We start from the raw sequence: 16483 nt of genomic DNA, 5'->3' as shown, positions 1-16483 counted from the left end.
GTCGGATGTGGACGGTCGGTCGCCGGGTGGTTCCGCACGGTGAGGCAGCTACCGCGAATTACGGGTTTGCGCAGTCTCTTGATAGGTTAGGCATGCCTAAATCAGGAGGTGGACAGGTGCGCAGGACAGTCGCCGCGGTTCTGCTGCTCGGCCTAGTGGCCGGGTGCGGTGGAAACGCTCCCACGGAGCAGGGAAGTGGCCAGTGGTCCTTCAAGGACGATCGCGGTAAGGAGGTCACCGCACCGAAACGGCCCGAGCGCGTCGTCGCGCAGGTGTCCGCCGCGGGCGCCCTCAAGGACTACGGCATCAACGTCGTCGGCACGTTCGGTCCGCTCAAGCGCCCGGACGGCACGACCGACCCGGAGGCCGGCAGCATCGACCCGGCCAAGGTCACCGACGTCACGGGACCGGGCTACGGCGAGATCGACTTCGAGAAGTTCGCCGCGCTGAATGCCGACCTGGTCGTCGCCGGCTACTACCCCGAGGTCACCGGGCTCTGGCACCTCACCGCCGAGTTCGAGGAGAAGGTCGCCAAGATCGCCCCGACCGTCGGCATCGGCCAGTCGAAGATCCAGCTGCCGGACGGGGTCAAGCGCTTCAAGGAACTCGCGAAGTCTCTCGGCGCCGACGTCGACTCCGCCGAGGTGAAGGCCGACGAGGAGGCGTTCACCAAGGCCGCCGACCGGTTGAAGGCCATCGGCGGGAAGATGACGGCCGCGAAGCAGAAGATCCAGGTGGTCGGCGCGGACCCGAAGCTCTTCTACGTCGCCGTGCCCGCCCGCAACCCCGACCTCGACTGGTACGTCAAGGAACTGGGCCTGCCGCTGCTCACGCCGGACAAGCCCGACGCCGAGGGCGGCGGCTACTTCCAGTCGCTGTCGTGGGAGAACTCCGGCACGTACAAAGAGCACGTGATCATGTGGGACACCCGCCAGCACGTGCTGAACCCGGAGCAGATGAAGGAGGGTCACCCGGTCTTCCAGGGCCTTCCCGCCGTGCAGGCCGGCCGGTTCGTCGAGTGGAACGCGGTCGCCCCGCTGAGCTACTCCTCCTACGCCGGGATCATGAACAAATTGGCTGACCAGCTCGACCAGGTGTTGGCAAAGTAGCCATGTGCTGACGCTTCTGAAGGAAAACGGCCCGTTGCGCGTGCTCAGCACCGCACGGGTCGTTTCTGTCGTGGGGGACGCCCTCAGTCTCGTCACGCTGATGGTGCACGTGCAGTCCGTGCTGGGGAAAGCCATCGCGGTGGCGGCGCTGCTGCTCGTGGGCGACTTCGCGCCGTCGTTGCTCAGCCCGCTGACGGGGGTCATCAGCGACAGGTTCGACCGGCGCACCGTGATGATCGTGTGCGAGGTCGCGCAGGGCGTGCTGCTGGCGGTCATCGCGTTCACCCTGCCGCCGTTGCCGGTCCTGCTCGCGCTGGTCGGCGTGCGGGCCGTGATCGGACAGGTCTTCATCCCGGCGTCACGGGCGGCGGTACCGAGCCTGGTCGCGGAGAAGGACCTGGCGCAGGCGAACACCGCGCTGGGCCTGGGTTCCAACAGCGCTGACGTCATCGGGCCGTTCCTCGCCGCGTTGTTGCTGCAGTTCCTCGACACCCGCGGCGTGCTGCTCGTGGACGCGGTGTCGTTCGGTCTGTCGGCGTTGTTGTTGCTGCGCCTGCCGAAGCTCGTCGTGCCGTCGGAGCCGGGGGAGACGGTGTTCACCGACGTGAAGGCCGGGGTGAGCGAGATCTGGCGGAACCGGGCGCTGCGGATCGTCTTCCTCGGATTCTGCGGTGTCGTCGCGTGCACCGCCATCGACGACGTCGCGGTGCTGCAGCTGACGATGGGCGTGTTCGGCGAGTCGGACGGCGTGGCCGGCGTCGTGCTCGGCGCGGTCGGCGTTGGACTGCTGCTCGGTTATGCGCTGCTGGCCAAGGGATCGGCGGGCCTGAGCATGGTCACGCTGCTCGTCGTGGGGTTCCTGATCAGCAGCGCGGGCAACCTGTTCACCGGGCTGGCGTGGGGGGTCGCGTCGGCGTTCGCCCTGCAAGCCGTGCGGGGACTGGGGATCGCGGCGATGGACGTCGCGCACAGCACGCTGATCCAGCGGCTCGTCCCCGGTGATCGGACGGGCAGGGTGTTCGCCAACTTCTACGGCGGGATCGGTGTGGCCGCGGCCGTGTCGTACCTCGCCGGTGGTCTGCTCATCGACGTGCTGGGCCCGCGACTGGTCCTGGTCTGCGCGGGTGCCGCCGGGGTTTTGGTGGCGTTGTGGGTAGTTGCCGCTGCACGGGCGAGAGGTGTTGAGTGGGAACCAGCCTCTTGAGGGGAGAAGGCGATGTGGGGGAAACGCATTGCTGTTCTTGCTGTTTCGGTGCTGCTGACCGGATTGACCGTTTCCGTCGCGCACGCGGGCACCGGCGTCGTGCCCGCGTCGACGTCGTGGACGTCCGCTGACCGGGGGTTCGTGCTGGGGCTCGACACCCTGTGCCAGACCGCGAGGTGCCCGCAGCTCGTCCGCACGTTCGACGGCGGCGCCTCGTGGACGCGGGTGAAGACCCCGGCGCTGTCCGTACCGGAGACTGACCGGCTGCGGGTGCTGTTCGCGAGTGACGCGGCCGGGATGGTGACCGACGGCGAGCAGCTGTTCGTCACCGCCGACGGTGGCAACCGCTGGGAACCGTCCGGCATCAAGGGAACCGTGGGAGCACTGGGTTTCGACAGCTCCGGGTTCCTCGCCGTGATCCACGACGGCACGTCGTCACGGCTGTTCCACCGCGACCTGTGGTTCGGCTCGTGGCAACCGGTGCCGGGCGTCGAGGTCAAGGGCCAGGCGCGCGGGGAGATCGCCGCCGGTCAGGTCTCGCTGTCGACGTTCGGCGTGGAGAACCGCTACTGGACGCGGTCTCCGGCGGGTTGGTTCGAGGAACCGGCGCCGTGCACCGAGTTCGCGGCGACCCGCCTGGGCACGGCCGGGGCCGACCGCTACGCGTTGTGCAGCTTCGACCCCGGTTTCGGGAACATGACGAAGGAGCTGCGCAAGTCCGAGGGCGGGCCTTTCGAGACCGTCGGCGTGCCGCCGCGCGAGGGCATCACGACGGGCTTCGCGGTGTCACCGGAGGCGGCGCTCGTGGCCGCGACCGGACGCGACTGGTCGTTCGTGCACCGCGGCTCCGGCACGAAGTGGGACACGCCCCTCACGCTCGGCGGGCCGCCGTTCGAGGACCTGGCGTTCTCGGACGCGCGCCACGCCACGCTGGTGCGCGGCGGTCCGGGCCAGGAGTTCGCCGAGGTCCACCGGACCGACGACGCCGGACTGACCTGGAAGATCTTGTCGGTGTAGCTCGGTACGCTCGATTCCATGGAGCCCTACGACCACGGCGTGCTCGACGTCGGAGACGGCAACCAGGTCTACTGGGAGACCGTCGGCGACCCCGGCGGCAAGCCCGCCGTGTTCCTCCACGGCGGCCCCGGTGCCCCGTCGAAGGGCGCGCGGAGGTCGTTGGACGCGGAGAAGTTCCGCATCGTGATCTTCCACCAGCGCGGGTGCGGCCGGAGCACGCCGCACGCGAGCGACCCGGCCGCGGACATGGGCGTCAACACGACGGACCACCTGATCGCGGACATGGAGAAGCTCCGCGAGCACCTCGGCATCGAGAAGTGGCTGCTCTACGGCGGTTCCTGGGGCTCGACGCTCGCGGTCGCCTACGCGCAACGGCATCCGGAACGGGTCTCGGAGATGATCCTCATCGCGGTGACGCTGTCGTCGCCGCGTGAGATCGACTGGCTGTACAAGGGCGTCTCGCGGTTCTTCCCGGAGGCCTGGGCCAGGTTCAGCGCGCACGTCGGCGACGCTTCGGACGTAGTGCGCGCGTACGCGGATCTGATGGAGAACCCGGACCGGGCCGTGCGGGAGCAGGCGGCGCTCGAGTGGTGCCGGTGGGAGGACACGGTGCTGTCGCTGGAAAGCTTCGGCCAGCCCGACGTGTTCTCCGGCCGGGCGTCCGACGACGTGATCGCGCTCGTGCGGATCATCGCGCACTACTACGCGGACAACGGCTTCGTCGACGATCTGCTGGGCGGCGCCGGCAAGCTCGCCGGCATCCCGGCCGCGCTGGTCCACGGCCGGCGCGACATGAGCTGCCCCGCGGACACCGCGTACGCGCTGGCGCGGGCGTGGCCGGACGCCGAGCTGACCCTCGTGGACGACAGTGGCCACAAGGGCAGCCCCGCGTTCCGGGAGGCGATCGAGACCGCGGTCAGGAGGTTCTCCCCATGACGCGACGGAAACCGCCCGGAACGGGCTTCGAGTCGTGGATCGACAGGCAGATCCGCGAGGCTCAGGAACGCGGTGAGTTCGACGACCTGCCGAGCGCCGGGAAACCGTTGCCCGGCGCGGGAACGGCGCTCGAAGAGGACTGGTGGATCAAGAGGAAGGTCCGGGAGGAAGAGGGCACGGCAGGGTTGCCCCCTTCCCTGGTCCTGCGCAAGCGGGCCGAGACCGCCAAGGCGCGTGCCCTGGCGGCCACGACCGACGCCGAGGCGCGCGCGATCATCGAGGAGATGAACGCGGAGATCCTCGACGCGCTGCGGAAACCGTTGTCCGGTCCGCCGTTGACGCTGATGCCGTTCGACGTCGACGAGCTGCTGCGTGAGAGGAAGGGGTCCTCACGCGGGCAGTGATCAGCTCGCGTTGATGTCGATGCAGGAGTAGAAGGCCATCGCCGTGTCGCCGATGTTCCACACGGCCAGGACCTTGTGCTTGCCGGGGGAGCCCACGTTCACGGTGTGCGACACGGTGGCCGGCGGCTGCTGGTTGTTGCCGCTGAACGTCGCGACCTTGCGGCCGTCGACGAAGTAGTCGTAGTCACGCGTGCGGTGGCGGGCGGTGAAGGTCCAGTTGAACGTCACCGAACGGCCCGTGTTGGTGACCCGCCAGCCCTTGTTGTCGTTGCTCAGCTCGGAGAACTGCGACAGGTTGGCGTGGCAGCTCTGCAGGCCCTTCGGGCCCTCGACCGACTGCGGTTCGTACTGGATGTTGCCGCAGGCGATGGTGCGCGCGGCGCACTGCGCCTGACGGCTCGGCGGTGAGTTGATGTAGCCGTGGGCGAGTGCCGTGCCGCTGGGGAGTGCCACGACGATCAACGGTGCAGCGAGAACACCGGCCATGGCGGCCGTTACCTTGCGTCCGATCTTCATGTGACTTCCTTTGCCTTGATGTGTGCGTACTCCCTTTACATCGCGGCGGCGATTGAAGGTCTAGACCATACCGCGCGTAATCGCGGGGCCACAAGACGTGTCGATAGATCAGTCAGGTAAGCGATTGCTGCTCGACTTCGTACAGCTGCGAAGTGGTCAAGCCGAAGTGGGTGAAGTCGTTGGGTTCTGTGGGACTTCGGGCTTGGAGCTGAGTGCCGGCGTCGGCTTCTGCGGGTTCCCGGTCCGGGTGAAGGCGACCGGGACGAGGACCGGGATCCCGGCGGTCGGCGACTGAGGGTGAGGACAGCGTCTCAACCGGAGCCGCCGTGCAGTCGCGGGCTCTCTGGTGGGGCGGAGTCGCTGAGCGATGTGGAGCCGCCGTGCGGCCCGCCCGCACGACGCCGCCCTGAGCGTTGGCGTCCAGGAACTTGCCGTGGTTCATGCCCGGCGAGAATCCGCAGCGATGCAATGAACCGGCCGAAGAACACCGCCCACGCGCCGCGTTCCTGGAACACGCGGCGGGCGCCACGATGTACCCGTCCGACCGCGGATTCCCCGGCGACGTTCCGGACCGCACCGCTAGCCTCAGAGCCGTGAACGAGCTCGCACTCGCGGTCGTCGCGGGAATGGTGGCCACGGTCAACCCGTGCGGATTCGCGATGCTGCCCGCCTATCTGGCGTTGGTGTCCCGCGACAGTCCGGCGAGGGCCTTCGCGTCCGGGCTGGTGATGACAGCCGGGTTCGTCACCTTCTTCGGCGCGTTCGGCGTTCTGGTCAGCCCGGTGGCCGCGACCCTCAAGCGCTACCTGCCGTTCGTGACGGTCGTGATCGGGCTCGTGATGGTCGTCGTCGGCGTGCTTTTGCTGCTGGGCAAGGACCTCTACGTCCGGCTGCCCAAACTCCAGGCCGCGCCGAAGAGTCTTTGGTCCATGTACGGCTACGGCATCGCGTTCGCCATCGCCTCTCTCTCGTGCGCGATCGGACCGTTTCTCGCCGTGGTGGGTGCATCGCTGCAGACGGGCGTGATGGCGTTCTTCGCCTACGCGCTGGGCATGGGCCTCATCGTCACCGTGCTCGCGGTCGCGGGTTCGGCACTCGCGCCGCACATCAGGAAGGTGCTGCCCCACGTCGGACGGATCGGTGGCGCGGTCCTCATAGCCGTTGGCGCGTACGTGACCTACTACGGCGTTTACGAGCTGCGGTTGTTCCTGGCCGGTGGCAGTGCGGTCGACCCGGTCGTGCGAGGCGCGGGACGGTTCCAGAACGTGCTGGTGCAGCTCGTCGGTGCGCTCGGGCCGTGGCCGTTCGTGGTGGTGCTGGTGATGGCCGGGGCGTGGTGGCTGAACCGGAGCAGGCGCAAGGCCGTACGCCCAGACAGGAGGTGAGGAGCCGAATGCGCATCCTCGGACTGCTGCTCGGGGTTCTGCTGCTCGCCGGTTGCGCGGAGAGGACGCCGCCGCCGGAGAAGTTCCAGTTCACCGCGAAGACCTTGGACGGCGCGGAGTTCCGCGGCGACAAGCTCGTCGGCCAGCCCGCCGTGCTCTGGTTCTGGACGCCCTGGTGCCCGTCCTGCAACGCCGAGGCGGAGACGGTCGAGCAGGTCGCCAAGCGCCACGGCAAGGTCCAGTTCGTCGGCGTCGCGGCGGAGGACCAGCTCGACGCGATGAAGAAGTTCGTCAGCGACCACAAGATGGGCAGCTTCCCGCACCTCGCCGATCTCGACGGCTCGGTGTGGAAGCGGTTCGGCGTCACCGCGCAGCCGACGTTCGCGTTCGTGGGCACGGACGGCTCCGTCGAACTGCTCACCGGCTCGCCCACCGAGCAGCAGCTCGACGAACGCGTCTCCTCCTTGGTGCCGAAGCCTTGACCTCGGTAGAAAGTCCCTGCGGGGTCGGGACCAAGGCCTGGTTCGGCGGTGCGGCCGGAACCGTAGCCTCGACGAGGCCGCGGGGTGCTGCCGCGTGGCCTCGAGGAGGCAGGTTTCGATGGACTACATCCAGGTCTCGCTCGCGGACGCCATTCCCGAGCAGGCCAGGGACTACGCGTCCGCACGGATCGGCTCGCTCGACCGCTACGCGCCGGACCGCGTCGACTTCGCGTGGGTCAACCTGACCTCGGACCGGACCGTGATCCACGCGCACGCCCGCCTCGACCTCAAGTGGGTCGAGGTGCAGGCGTACGCGGAGGGGTATACGGTCACCGAGGTGATCGACCTGGTGCGGGAACGCATGCGTCGTCAGCTCGTCTCGATGCACGGCGTGCCCGCGCACAACTGACCTCGGGGCGGCGCGAACCCACCACTCGGCGGCGGACGGGTGGTGGGTTCACCGCACCTTCTTCACGGTTCCCCGCGCGCCGTCGACCTGGACGACGTCCCCGGTGGTGATGAGGGTCGTGGCGTTCCCGCACCCGACCACGGCGGGGATTCCCAGTTCTCGCGCCACGATCGCCGCGTGCGAGAGAGGTGCGCCGACATCGGTCACGACGGCGGCGGCACGGGTGAACAACGGCGTCCAGCCGATGTTCGTCACCGGCGTCACCAGGACCTCGCCCTGTTCCAACGCCCCGCCCTCGTCGATCCGCGCGAGCACCCGGGCCACCCCCTCGACGACGCCCGCCGATCCGGGGAACCCCGTGACGTCCGCCGGCATCGGCACGTCCGCGGTCGCGTCGTAGAGGTCGGCCCGCCGGTCGGCTGACGCGGCCCAGGACTCCGGGTCGAACCGCCCGCGGATCAGGGCGGGGTAGGGCGGCAGCGCGCGATAACGCTCGTACGCCTGCCGTTGCGCGGGCACCCGGTCCAGCAACGAGGTCTCGCCGCCGAGCACGCGCAGCACGTCGTCGATCGGCAGGAAGAACAGGTCGTCACCGGACGACGTCAGCTCCCCGGCCCGCAGCACGAACGCCCGCATCACCCAGAACGCGCGCACCATCTCGGAACGGGCCCGCTCCCGCGCCCGCGCACCCTCGCCGATCCGGTCGAGCCGCCTGCGGATCCCCGGTGCCTTCGCGGCGTGCCGGGCGACCAGCCGGTCCCACGCCTCGGCGCGCAGAGCCGCCTGCCGCGCCAGCAAGGCCTCGGGATCGGCCAGGGTCTCCAGCTGCCGGGAGATCCACTCCGGGTCCTCGGCCGGGCGCGGGGCGGAGATCTCGAACTCGCCGGCGCACCGGTGACCCCAGCTCCGCGCGAACGTGTCGTGGTCGATCTCGCCCGACCGCAACCGGGCCAGGCCCACCAGCGGGCCCAGGCTCGCGAGGCCCGCGCCGTCGTGGAACCCGGTGAGCAGCACAGCGGCGTCCTGCTCGCCGACCAGCCCGGCCAGCTCACGCCGGAACGAGGCCGGCCCGCCCGCCACCATGCGCGCGCCGGCGTCGAGCACCGGGCACACCACCCTCAGCAGCGAGTCGAGATCGGTCCGCCAGAACTCCAGCAACGCGGCGGGCGTCGAGCAGGCCGCGATCGCCTCGCGCGCCGCCGCGCACCGGCCGGGGTTGTCGCGGACGAGCCGCCGCAGCCGCGTCCGGTAGAGGACCTGCTGCTTGAGCGGCCCGCCCGCACCCCGCAGCACCGCCCGCAGGATCGCCGGCCGGGACATCGGCAACGGCGGCACGGTCACGCCGGCCGGGACGCGCCCGAACGTCTCCTCGCCCGAGCGCAGCATCTCGTCGGCCTTGCCGATCGCCGTGCCGAGCGCGGCGTACGTGCTGAGGTTGAGGTAGAAGCGGCCGCCGATGTTGCCGGAGATCCGGTGCGGCCCGATCGCCGCGCTCGACAGGACCCGCACCAGCGACCACGTCACCGGCGTCATCACGTCGGGGACCGCCTCGCCGACGTTGCCGTTGGACCACAGGTAGTCGCCGTCGAGGGTGTCGTTCCACTCCACGCGCAACGAGGTGATCGGCCGCGCCTGCAGGATCTGGACCTCACCGCCCGCGAACGCCCACTCGACGTCCATCGGCGTGCCGTACAGGGCCTCGATCCGCTCGCCGAGCGCGACCAGGGACGCCATCAGGTCGCCGGGCAGGTCGCCGACCGGGTTCTCCGCTCCGCTGACGAGGGACTCGCCGAGCCCGCGGACCGCGTTGATGACCGGCTCCGCGCGTCCGGTCAGCGGGTCGGCGGTGAACAGCACGCCGGACATCTCCGCGGGCACCATCCGCTGCACCACCACGGCCATCTCGGCCGAGGTGACCCCGTTGTGCTCGCGGTAGGCGACGGCCCGCTCGGAGCGCAGCGAGTCCCAGCACCGCAGCACCGCGTCGAAAAGCCCGTCCTCGGTCACGTCGAGCACCGTGTCGTGCTGCCCGGCGAACGACAGGCCCGGCAGGTCCTCCGCGGTCGCCGACGACCGCACCGCCACCGGTCCGCCGAGCGCGCGGAACGCCTCCAGCACGCCCTCCATCGACTTCTCGCGGTAGGCGCGCGTCGTGAGGTGGAACCCGTCCGGCACCGGCAGGCCCCCCCGGACCAGCCTCGCCAGCGACGCGCCCTTGCCGCCGACCGCCGCCAGCACGGCGCGCGAGTCGTCGAGCGGGAGGATCAACGGGATCATGTCGCCATAGTTGTCGAAACGGGCCTCTCCCGTTCGTACAAAGGGCGAAAGGAGACCACCATGACGCAGAAGTACCTGCTCAGCATCTACCAGCCCGACGGTGAGGCCCCGCCGCCCGAGGTGCTCGACCCGATCATGGCGAACCTGGCCGCGTTGAACGAGGAGATGCAGGCCAAGGGCGCGTGGGTGTTCGCCGTCGGGCTGCACCCGCCGTCGACCGCGACCGTGCTCAGGGCGAAGGACGACGACGTGCTGATGACCGACGGGCCGTTCGCCGAGGGCAAGGAGCACGTCGGCGGGTTCACGGTCATCCAGGCCGCCGACCTCGACGAGGCGCTCGAGTGGGGCCGCCGGCTCGCCGGTGTGCTGAGCCCGTTGTCGATCGAGGTCAGGCCCATCGCGTTCTGATGATCGAGGAGATATTCCGGGCGGAGTACGGCCGTGCGGTGTCCGTCCTGACCCGCGTCCTCGGCGACATCGACCTCGCCGAGGAGGCGGTGCAGGACGCCTTCGCCACGGCCGTACGACGCTGGCCGGTCGACGGCGTCCCACCGGCGCCCGCGGGCTGGATCATCACGACCGCCCGCCACGGCGCGATCGACCGCCTCCGCCGCGAGGCGAAGGGCCAGGAGAAGTACGCGCAGGCGGAACTGCTGCACCACGAACCGGAAGAGCAGGAGGTGGGAGACGTGCCCGACGACCGCCTGCGGCTGATCTTCACCTGCTGCCACCCGTCGCTCGCGTTGCCGGCTCAGGTGGCGCTGACGCTGAAACTCCTCGGCGGCCTGACGACGGCGGAGATCGCCAAGGCGTTCCTGGTGCCGGAACCCACGATGGCGCAACGGATCGTGCGGGCGAAGGGCAAGATCCGCGCGGCCCGCATCCCGTACCGGGTGCCGCGCGACGCCGACCTGCCCGACCGGCTCAAGGCCGTGCTCGCCGTCGTCTACCTGATCTTCAACGAGGGGTACCTCGACCGCGCGGAACTCGCGGACGAGGCGATCCGGCTCGGCCGCGTGCTCGCCGGGCTCATGCCGGACGAACCCGAGGTGTGGGGGCTGCTGGCGTTGATGCTGCTGGTCGCCTCACGCCGGGACGCCCGGCTGCGCGACGGCGAGATCGTGCTGCTGGAGGACCAGGACAGGGAGTTGTGGGACGCGGACCTCGTGCGCGAGGGCCAGGACGTCGTGCGCCGCTGCCTGCGCTGGAACCGGCCGGGCCCGTACCAACTCCAGGCCGCGGTCAACGCCGTGCACAGCGACCCGCCGACCGACTGGCACCAGGTCGTCGCCCTCTACGACCAGCTGCTGGTGTTCACCCCGAGCCCGGTCGTGGCGCTGCACCGAGCCGTCGCACTCGCCGAGACCCGAGGCCCGGAGGAAGCACTGAGGGAGGTCGAAGCACTCGACCTGGACCGCTACCACCTGTTCCACGCCGTGCGCGCGGATCTGCTGCAACGGCTGGGCAGAGACCCGAGAGCGGCACTGGAGGCCGCGCTGGACCGTGCGGAACACCCGGCCGAACGCGACCTGCTGCGCGGACGACTAGGGGCTCTCGGTCCTGTTGCGGCGGCCGACGAGCAGGATCGCGCCGACGACGACCGCTAGCCCGATCACGATCCACACCCAGATCGGCACGCCACCGGACTCCTCCGGCGCGGTCGACGGGGGAGCGCTCGACGTCGGTGCGCTCGAGACCGAGGACGGCGGCGCGCTGGCCGAAGTCGTCTGCGCCACGACGGTCATCGTGAAGGCGATCGTGCCGGTGATGGTGTCGCCGTCGTCGGACTTGGCGGCCCACGCGATCGTGTGCGCGCCGGACTTGGCCGCGGCCGCGTCGACCGTCGCCGTGATCGTCTTGTCGAGGGCGTGCACCTGGGTGACCGGCAGCGTGGCGCCGTCGGCCCCCGTGACGGTGACCGCGGCGCCGTCCGGCAGCTGGATCGCCTCGCTGAACACCAGCTCGACATGTTTGAGAGGGGCTTCCAGGGTCGCGCCGGTCGCCGGGTTGCTGCTCTTGAGCTCGGCGTGGGCCTGCGCGGGGACGGCCACGGCCGTCGCGGCGAGCAGAGCCAGCACGAGCGCCGTCAGGTAACGCGTCACGTGCGCAGCGTAATGGCTGAGCTGATCAGTCCGGCAGTCCCGGTTCGGACCGGGACCGCTCTCGAACCGGGACGAACGCGAGCGCGGACGCGACCAGGGCGGCCACCCCGGCGGCGATCACCGGGGCGACCGGCTCCACCTCGTACAGCAGGCCGCTCACCATCGGCCCGGCGAAGAACGTCAGCCCGCCCGTCGCCGTGACGAGACCGGCGACCAGGCCCTGACGCGCGGGCCCGACGCCCAGCGAGGCCGTCGCGGCGAACCCGGTGACCGCGAGACCGACCCCCGCCGACACCACGAAGAAGGCCGGGCTCATCAGCGACGGCACGGCCGCGATGACCGCGTACCCGGCCAGCGCCACCGGTGCGCCGACCCTCATCAGGCGGTCCGCGGGCCACTTCAGCAACGGCACGAGCACGCCCTGCGCCAGGAAGAACCCGAGGCCCGACGCGAACAGCGTCTTCCCCAGCGAGCCCGCCTCCTGGTCCGCGACGAGGTACACGGCGACGACCTGCACGAGTCCGAACGACAGGTACAGGAGGAACCCGATTCCGAAGGCGGGCACCAGCCGCGACGGCTCGAACGGCACCACCTCCGGTGGCTCCGCGGCGGCAGAAGGCTTGTAGGTGAGGAGGACGGCGACCGCGAGCACCACGGCGATGACGGGCGCGGCGTACAGCGGCAGGTGCAACGAGGCCACCGCCAGCGCCCCACCGACCACGGAGCCGAGCACGGCGGCGAGCCCCTGCGTCGCACCGACCAGGCCGACCGCCGTGGTGCGGTGACCACGGGCCGAGAAGCCCGCGACGGCGAGCGCGACGACGAGCAGGGCGGCGAGTCCCGCACCGAACAGGAAGCTGCGGAACACCAGCACCATCGCGAACGCCAGGCCGGGCGTCAGCGTCTCGTCGGCGCCGAACGCCACCGCCGCGGCGAACCCGGCCGGTCCGGCCACGCACAGGCCCAGCCCGGCGACCAGCACGGGACGCGGCCCGGCGGCGTCGACCAGCACTCCCCAGACCAGGCTCGACACGGTCGTGGTCACGGAGGCGACCGTGAACACGAGTCCGAACTGGAAGGTGGTGAGTCCGAGGGTGCCGGCGACGGGCGCGACGGCGGAGGTGAGGATCTCGTGGAGCGAGTACACGACCAGCAGTGCGACCAGCAGAGGTGTCAAAGATCTGGGCACGTGGTTCCCCCTGGCGTTGCGGCGGAGCCGTGAGGGTAGTTCATGGTGGTGAACGACTGGTTTGGCCGCCGATGCACTCGGGTAACCGGCGTCCTAACTGATCATCTGACCGAGGAGCGGTTTGGCTCGCGACCAGGCAGCGAGGACCGGCGAGGCGTCGGATCTGCCACTGGGCAGGCAACGGCCGTCACTCGCGGCCGTCCGGCGCTGGGTGCGGCTGGAGCTGATGGGCGAGGACACCGACGCGGTGGCGGACGTGTTGCTGGTGGTGAACGAACTGGTCAGCAACGCGTACCGGTACACGTCGGAGCCGTCGTTCCTGCGTGTCGTCGTGGAACCGCACAAGATCCGCGTCGAGATCGCGCACGACGCCCGTGCCCACCCGCCGTTGCGCAAGGTGTCCCGTCCGCAGCGCGGCTACGGCCTGGTCCTGGTGGCCAGGCTGTCCGACCGCTGGGGTGTCGACAGAGCCCACGGCGGGACCGTCGTCTGGGCCGATCTGCCCAGGACGTCATGACCGTGGTTCGGTGGGTTTCGATGTACGCGTCCTGGGGTACGGAGGGTCGTGCCTTGAAAAAGCAGGGCGCGGGGAGAAGCTGATGGGTATTGCAGGACGGTCCGGCGAACGACTGGACCTCGTCCTACCGGAGGGCGTTCTGCCGCTCGCGAACGTGCGAGCGGAGGTGCGGCGCCTCCTGCGAGGGATGCACGAGAACGTCGTGGTCGACGTGATGGTCGTCGCCACGGAACTCGTGAGCAACGCGTACCACCACGCCGCCCCGGCGAGACGTGCCCGGATCCTCCGCCTCCCGGAGCGCGAGGTGGTGCGGGTCGAGGTCGACGACGGGACCCCCGGCCGGTTCCCGCAGCTCGGGCGGATGGGGTTCCTCGGGCGGCGCCAGCGCGGTCTGCTGCTGGTCAACGGCCTGGCGCAGGTGTGGGGACACAACCGGTTCCCCGACTGCAAGACCGTGTGGGCGGACGTGTCGTCCGTCAGGTGAGGGTATTCACGACGTAGGCGGCGGCTTCGGCGACCAGAGCCTCGTCGTACCTCGCGTCCGCGGACGCCCTGCTGGACATGATCGCGATCAGGAGCGGTTCCCGGCCGGGCGGCCACACGACGGCGATGTCGTTGGCGGTGCCGTACCCGCCGGTGCCGGTCTTGCTCGCGACCCTGCTGCCCGCCGGCACACCCGCCCGGACGCGCTTCGCCCCGGTGACCGAGCGTTCGAGCAGGTCCTTCAGGAAGTCCCGTTTCGCCGGCTCGAGGGCGTCGCCGAGCACGATCCGCTGGTAGTCCGTGCCGAGCGAGCGCGGGGTGGCGGTGTCACGCGGGTCGCCGGGCGTGGCCGAGGTGAGGTCGGGTTCGACCCGGTCCATCCTGGTCTCGGTGTCGCCGAGTTCGCGCAGGAACCTCGTGAGTCCGGCCGGGCCGCCGGCGTCACGCAGCAGCAGGTTGCCCGCCGTGCCGTCGCTGTGGCGGACGGCGGCGTCGCACAGGTCGCGCAGCGTCATGCCGGTCCGGACGTTCTGCCTCGTGACGGCCGAGCTCTTCATCAGCTCGGCTTCGGTGTAGGTGACGACCGTGTCCAGGTGCGACATCGGGTTGTGGTGCAGCACGGCCGCCGCGGCGAGGCCCTTGAAGGTCGAGCAGAACGCGAACCTCTCGTCGGCGCGGTGCTCGATCGTGCTGCCGTTGTCGCTCATCGCGTAGACGCCCAGCCGTGCGTCGAACTTCTTCTCCAACTCGGCCAACGCGTCGTGGCGCACGGGTGCGGCGCTGGTGGTGGTCGTTGTTGTCGTGGTCGGCTGTGGAGCCGGCGTGGCGGGCTGGGTGGCGCATCCGGCGAGCGGCAGCAGGGCGAGGGTCTTCAGGACTGAACGTCGGTCGGCCACTCGTCCACATTATTTGATCTCGGCGTGGGCACGGTCACGGGTCTTCGGCGACGGTGCATCGCGCGTTCTAGGCTGGGGAAATGAAGGTTCTGTCCATCCAGTCCGTCGTCGCCCACGGCCACGTCGGCAACTCCGCGGCCGTGTTCCCGCTGCAGCGCATCGGGGTCGAGGTCGTCCCGATCCCCACGGTGAACTTCTCCAACCACACCGGGTACGGCGCCTGGCGGGGTCCGCTGATCCCGCCGCCGGACGTCGCGGAGATCCTGCTCGGGGTGGAGGAGCGCGGGGTGTTCCCGCAGGTCGACGCCGTGCTGTCCGGCTACCAGGGTGGCGTGGGCATCGCCGACGTGATCATCGACGCGGTGGGCAGGGTCAAGGCCGCGAACCCGGCGGCGCTCTACGCGTGCGACCCGGTCATGGGCAACGCCAAGTCCGGCTGCTTCGTCGCGCCCGAGATCCCCGTGCTGCTGCGCGACCGGGTCGTGCCGGTGGCCGACATCATCACGCCGAACCAGTTCGAGCTGGGCTTCCTCACCGGCACCGAGCCCGCGAGCATCGAGTCGACGCTCGCCTCCGTCGACCTCGCCCGCGCGATGGGCCCCTCGACCGTGCTGGTCACGAGCGTCGAGCGGCCGGACCGCGAGGACGGCACGATCGAGATGCTCGTCGTGGACACCGCCGGGTCGTGGCTCGTGAGCACCCCGCACCTGCCGTTCAAGGCCAACGGGTCCGGCGACGTCACGGCGGCGCTGTTCACCGCCCACTACGTGCAGACGAAGGACGCGGCACTCGCGCTGGAGCGCACCGCGTCGAGCGTCTTCGACCTGATCGACCTGACCTACCGCTCCGGTGAGCGCGAGCTGCGGCTGGTGCAGGCCCAGGAGTTCTACGCGGCGCCGCGGATGCAGTTCAAGGCCGAGCAGGTGCGCTGAGCGCGAGTTGCGCGCGGTCCCCGCGCAGCACCACCCACGACCGTTCGACCTGAGCCCCGGTGCTGTCGGTGCCGACCCACCCGACCGACAGCACCGGGGTGGCGGGCCGGACGTCCAGCAGGGTCGCGACGCGCGGGGTGGCGCGGGCGGTGGTGCACCACGGGTGCGGGTCGCCGAACCGGATGTCGTAGGTGTCCGTGAGGAATCTCCTCAACGGCGTGCCGTCGTAGCGTTCGGCGAAGCGCGGGAACCGTTCTGCGCGCAGGTAGGTCGAGCGCACGCCGATCGGTTCGTCGCCGTGCAGGAGGACCGACTCGGCGTTGACCAGGTCGACGAGGGCGCGGACTTCGGGGCGTTCGCGGGTGACGGCGTCCTGCACCAGCGCGTCGAGGGTGATCCGGTGGATCCTTCCCTGCGGCGCCACGAAGGTGCCCTGGCGGCCGGTGCCCCGGATGAGCCTGCCCTCCAGCACGAGCTCTTCCAGCGCTTTGCGGATCGTGGTGCGGGACATGCCGAACACGTCCGAGAGCGTGCGTTCCGGCGGGAACGCGCTGTGGCCCGGCAGGTCGCCCAGCAGGTCGATGAGCCGGGCTTTCGCCTGGTAGTAGCGGGGGATCACGGTCCG

At 70.3% G+C, this 16483-nt stretch carries 19 protein-coding genes and 1 pseudogene; 13 read left to right on the top strand and 7 right to left on the bottom strand.

Annotated features, from left to right (window positions below; all coding sequences use genetic code 11):
* Positions 1-116 precede the first annotated feature (116 nt).
* Genes IEY88_RS28325 through IEY88_RS28305 form a run of 5 tightly spaced genes read left to right on the top strand, consistent with a single transcriptional unit; the run spans position 117 to position 4670 of the window.
* Positions 117-1109: an ABC transporter substrate-binding protein gene (locus IEY88_RS28325; protein WP_189157924.1), complete on the top strand. Its 993-nt coding sequence runs from the start codon at positions 117-119 to the stop codon at positions 1107-1109.
* A gap of 4 nt (positions 1110-1113) precedes the next feature.
* Positions 1114-2313, top strand: coding sequence for an MFS transporter (locus IEY88_RS28320; RefSeq protein ID WP_189157923.1), 1200 nt, complete (start codon positions 1114-1116; stop codon positions 2311-2313).
* Between the two features lie 12 nt (positions 2314-2325).
* The gene (locus IEY88_RS28315) at positions 2326-3330 is read left to right on the top strand and encodes a hypothetical protein (protein WP_189157922.1); all 1005 of its coding nucleotides are present in this window, start codon (positions 2326-2328) and stop codon (positions 3328-3330) included.
* An 18-nt stretch (positions 3331-3348) separates the two neighbouring features.
* Complete coding sequence (gene pip / locus IEY88_RS28310) at positions 3349-4266, top strand: prolyl aminopeptidase (protein WP_189157921.1); 918 nt, start codon at positions 3349-3351, stop codon at positions 4264-4266.
* Positions 4263-4670, top strand: coding sequence for a DnaJ family domain-containing protein (locus tag IEY88_RS28305; protein WP_189157920.1), 408 nt, complete (start codon positions 4263-4265; stop codon positions 4668-4670). Before pip ends, IEY88_RS28305 begins: the two co-directional genes overlap by 4 nt.
* Here the strand turns inward: IEY88_RS28305 and IEY88_RS28300 are convergent, their stop codons facing one another.
* Both IEY88_RS28300 and IEY88_RS45575 read right to left on the bottom strand, forming a co-directional pair.
* Complete coding sequence (locus IEY88_RS28300; protein WP_189157919.1) at positions 4671-5186, bottom strand: lytic polysaccharide monooxygenase auxiliary activity family 9 protein; 516 nt, start codon at positions 5184-5186, stop codon at positions 4671-4673.
* 373 nt (positions 5187-5559) lie between these two features.
* Positions 5560-5710, bottom strand: a pseudogene (locus tag IEY88_RS45575) (DedA family protein); the annotation flags it as partial.
* 69 nt (positions 5711-5779) lie between these two features.
* Between IEY88_RS45575 and IEY88_RS28295 the strand changes: the two are divergent.
* The 3 genes from IEY88_RS28295 (at position 5780) to IEY88_RS28285 (ending at position 7462) form a co-directional block, all read left to right on the top strand.
* A complete protein-coding gene (locus tag IEY88_RS28295; protein ID WP_229693841.1) occupies positions 5780-6571 on the top strand; it encodes a cytochrome c biogenesis CcdA family protein in 792 nt (263 codons plus the stop codon).
* 8 nt (positions 6572-6579) lie between these two features.
* The gene (locus IEY88_RS28290; protein ID WP_189157918.1) at positions 6580-7053 is read left to right on the top strand and encodes a redoxin domain-containing protein; all 474 of its coding nucleotides are present in this window, start codon (positions 6580-6582) and stop codon (positions 7051-7053) included.
* A gap of 118 nt (positions 7054-7171) precedes the next feature.
* Complete coding sequence (locus tag IEY88_RS28285) at positions 7172-7462, top strand: HPF/RaiA family ribosome-associated protein (RefSeq protein WP_189157917.1); 291 nt, start codon at positions 7172-7174, stop codon at positions 7460-7462.
* Positions 7463-7510: 48 nt separating this feature from the next.
* Here the strand turns inward: IEY88_RS28285 and IEY88_RS28280 are convergent, their stop codons facing one another.
* A complete protein-coding gene (locus IEY88_RS28280; protein ID WP_189157916.1) occupies positions 7511-9739 on the bottom strand; it encodes a PEP/pyruvate-binding domain-containing protein in 2229 nt (742 codons plus the stop codon).
* Between the two features lie 60 nt (positions 9740-9799).
* On the opposite strand from IEY88_RS28280, the gene IEY88_RS28275 reads away from it, so the two are divergent.
* Positions 9800-10147, top strand: a complete 348-nt coding sequence (locus tag IEY88_RS28275) for a YciI family protein (protein WP_189157915.1) — start codon at positions 9800-9802, stop codon at positions 10145-10147.
* The gene (locus tag IEY88_RS28270; RefSeq protein WP_189157914.1) at positions 10147-11346 is read left to right on the top strand and encodes an RNA polymerase sigma factor; all 1200 of its coding nucleotides are present in this window, start codon (positions 10147-10149) and stop codon (positions 11344-11346) included. Before IEY88_RS28275 ends, IEY88_RS28270 begins: the two co-directional genes overlap by 1 nt.
* Here IEY88_RS28270 and IEY88_RS28265 read toward each other — a convergent pair.
* Together IEY88_RS28265 and IEY88_RS28260 are read right to left on the bottom strand one after the other, a co-directional pair.
* Complete coding sequence (locus IEY88_RS28265) at positions 11284-11841, bottom strand: copper resistance CopC family protein (protein ID WP_189157913.1); 558 nt, start codon at positions 11839-11841, stop codon at positions 11284-11286. The two genes, IEY88_RS28270 and IEY88_RS28265, sit on opposite strands and share 63 nt — an antisense overlap.
* 25 nt (positions 11842-11866) lie before the next feature.
* Entirely contained in the window at positions 11867-13030 is a 1164-nt protein-coding gene (locus IEY88_RS28260) for an MFS transporter (RefSeq protein ID WP_189157912.1), read from the bottom strand.
* Between the two features lie 121 nt (positions 13031-13151).
* On the opposite strand from IEY88_RS28260, the gene IEY88_RS28255 reads away from it, so the two are divergent.
* Positions 13152-13547, top strand: a complete 396-nt coding sequence (locus IEY88_RS28255; RefSeq protein ID WP_189157911.1) for an ATP-binding protein — start codon at positions 13152-13154, stop codon at positions 13545-13547.
* 82 nt (positions 13548-13629) lie between these two features.
* A complete protein-coding gene (locus IEY88_RS28250) occupies positions 13630-14031 on the top strand; it encodes an ATP-binding protein (RefSeq protein ID WP_189157910.1) in 402 nt (133 codons plus the stop codon).
* On the opposite strand, the gene bla is transcribed toward IEY88_RS28250, so the two are convergent.
* Entirely contained in the window at positions 14024-14926 is a 903-nt protein-coding gene (gene bla / locus IEY88_RS28245; RefSeq protein WP_189157909.1) for a class A beta-lactamase, read from the bottom strand. The two genes, IEY88_RS28250 and bla, sit on opposite strands and share 8 nt — an antisense overlap.
* An 80-nt stretch (positions 14927-15006) precedes the next feature.
* Here bla and pdxY point away from each other — a divergent pair, with 80 nt between their 5' ends.
* Positions 15007-15858: a pyridoxal kinase PdxY gene (pdxY, locus tag IEY88_RS28240; RefSeq protein ID WP_189157908.1), complete on the top strand. Its 852-nt coding sequence runs from the start codon at positions 15007-15009 to the stop codon at positions 15856-15858.
* Here the strand turns inward: pdxY and IEY88_RS28235 are convergent.
* Positions 15836-16477 (bottom strand): GntR family transcriptional regulator, encoded by a 642-nt coding sequence (locus IEY88_RS28235; RefSeq protein ID WP_189157907.1) that lies wholly within the window; start codon positions 16475-16477, stop codon positions 15836-15838. The two genes, pdxY and IEY88_RS28235, sit on opposite strands and share 23 nt — an antisense overlap.
* Between the last annotated feature and the right edge of the window lie 6 nt (positions 16478-16483).

It is taken from the genome of Lentzea pudingi, assembly GCF_014646255.1.
In the GTDB taxonomy this organism is placed as follows: Bacteria; Actinomycetota; Actinomycetes; order Mycobacteriales; family Pseudonocardiaceae; genus Lentzea; species Lentzea pudingi.
Note: the sequence above shows the minus strand (reverse complement) of the source record. Positions and strands in the feature narration are given on the sequence as shown.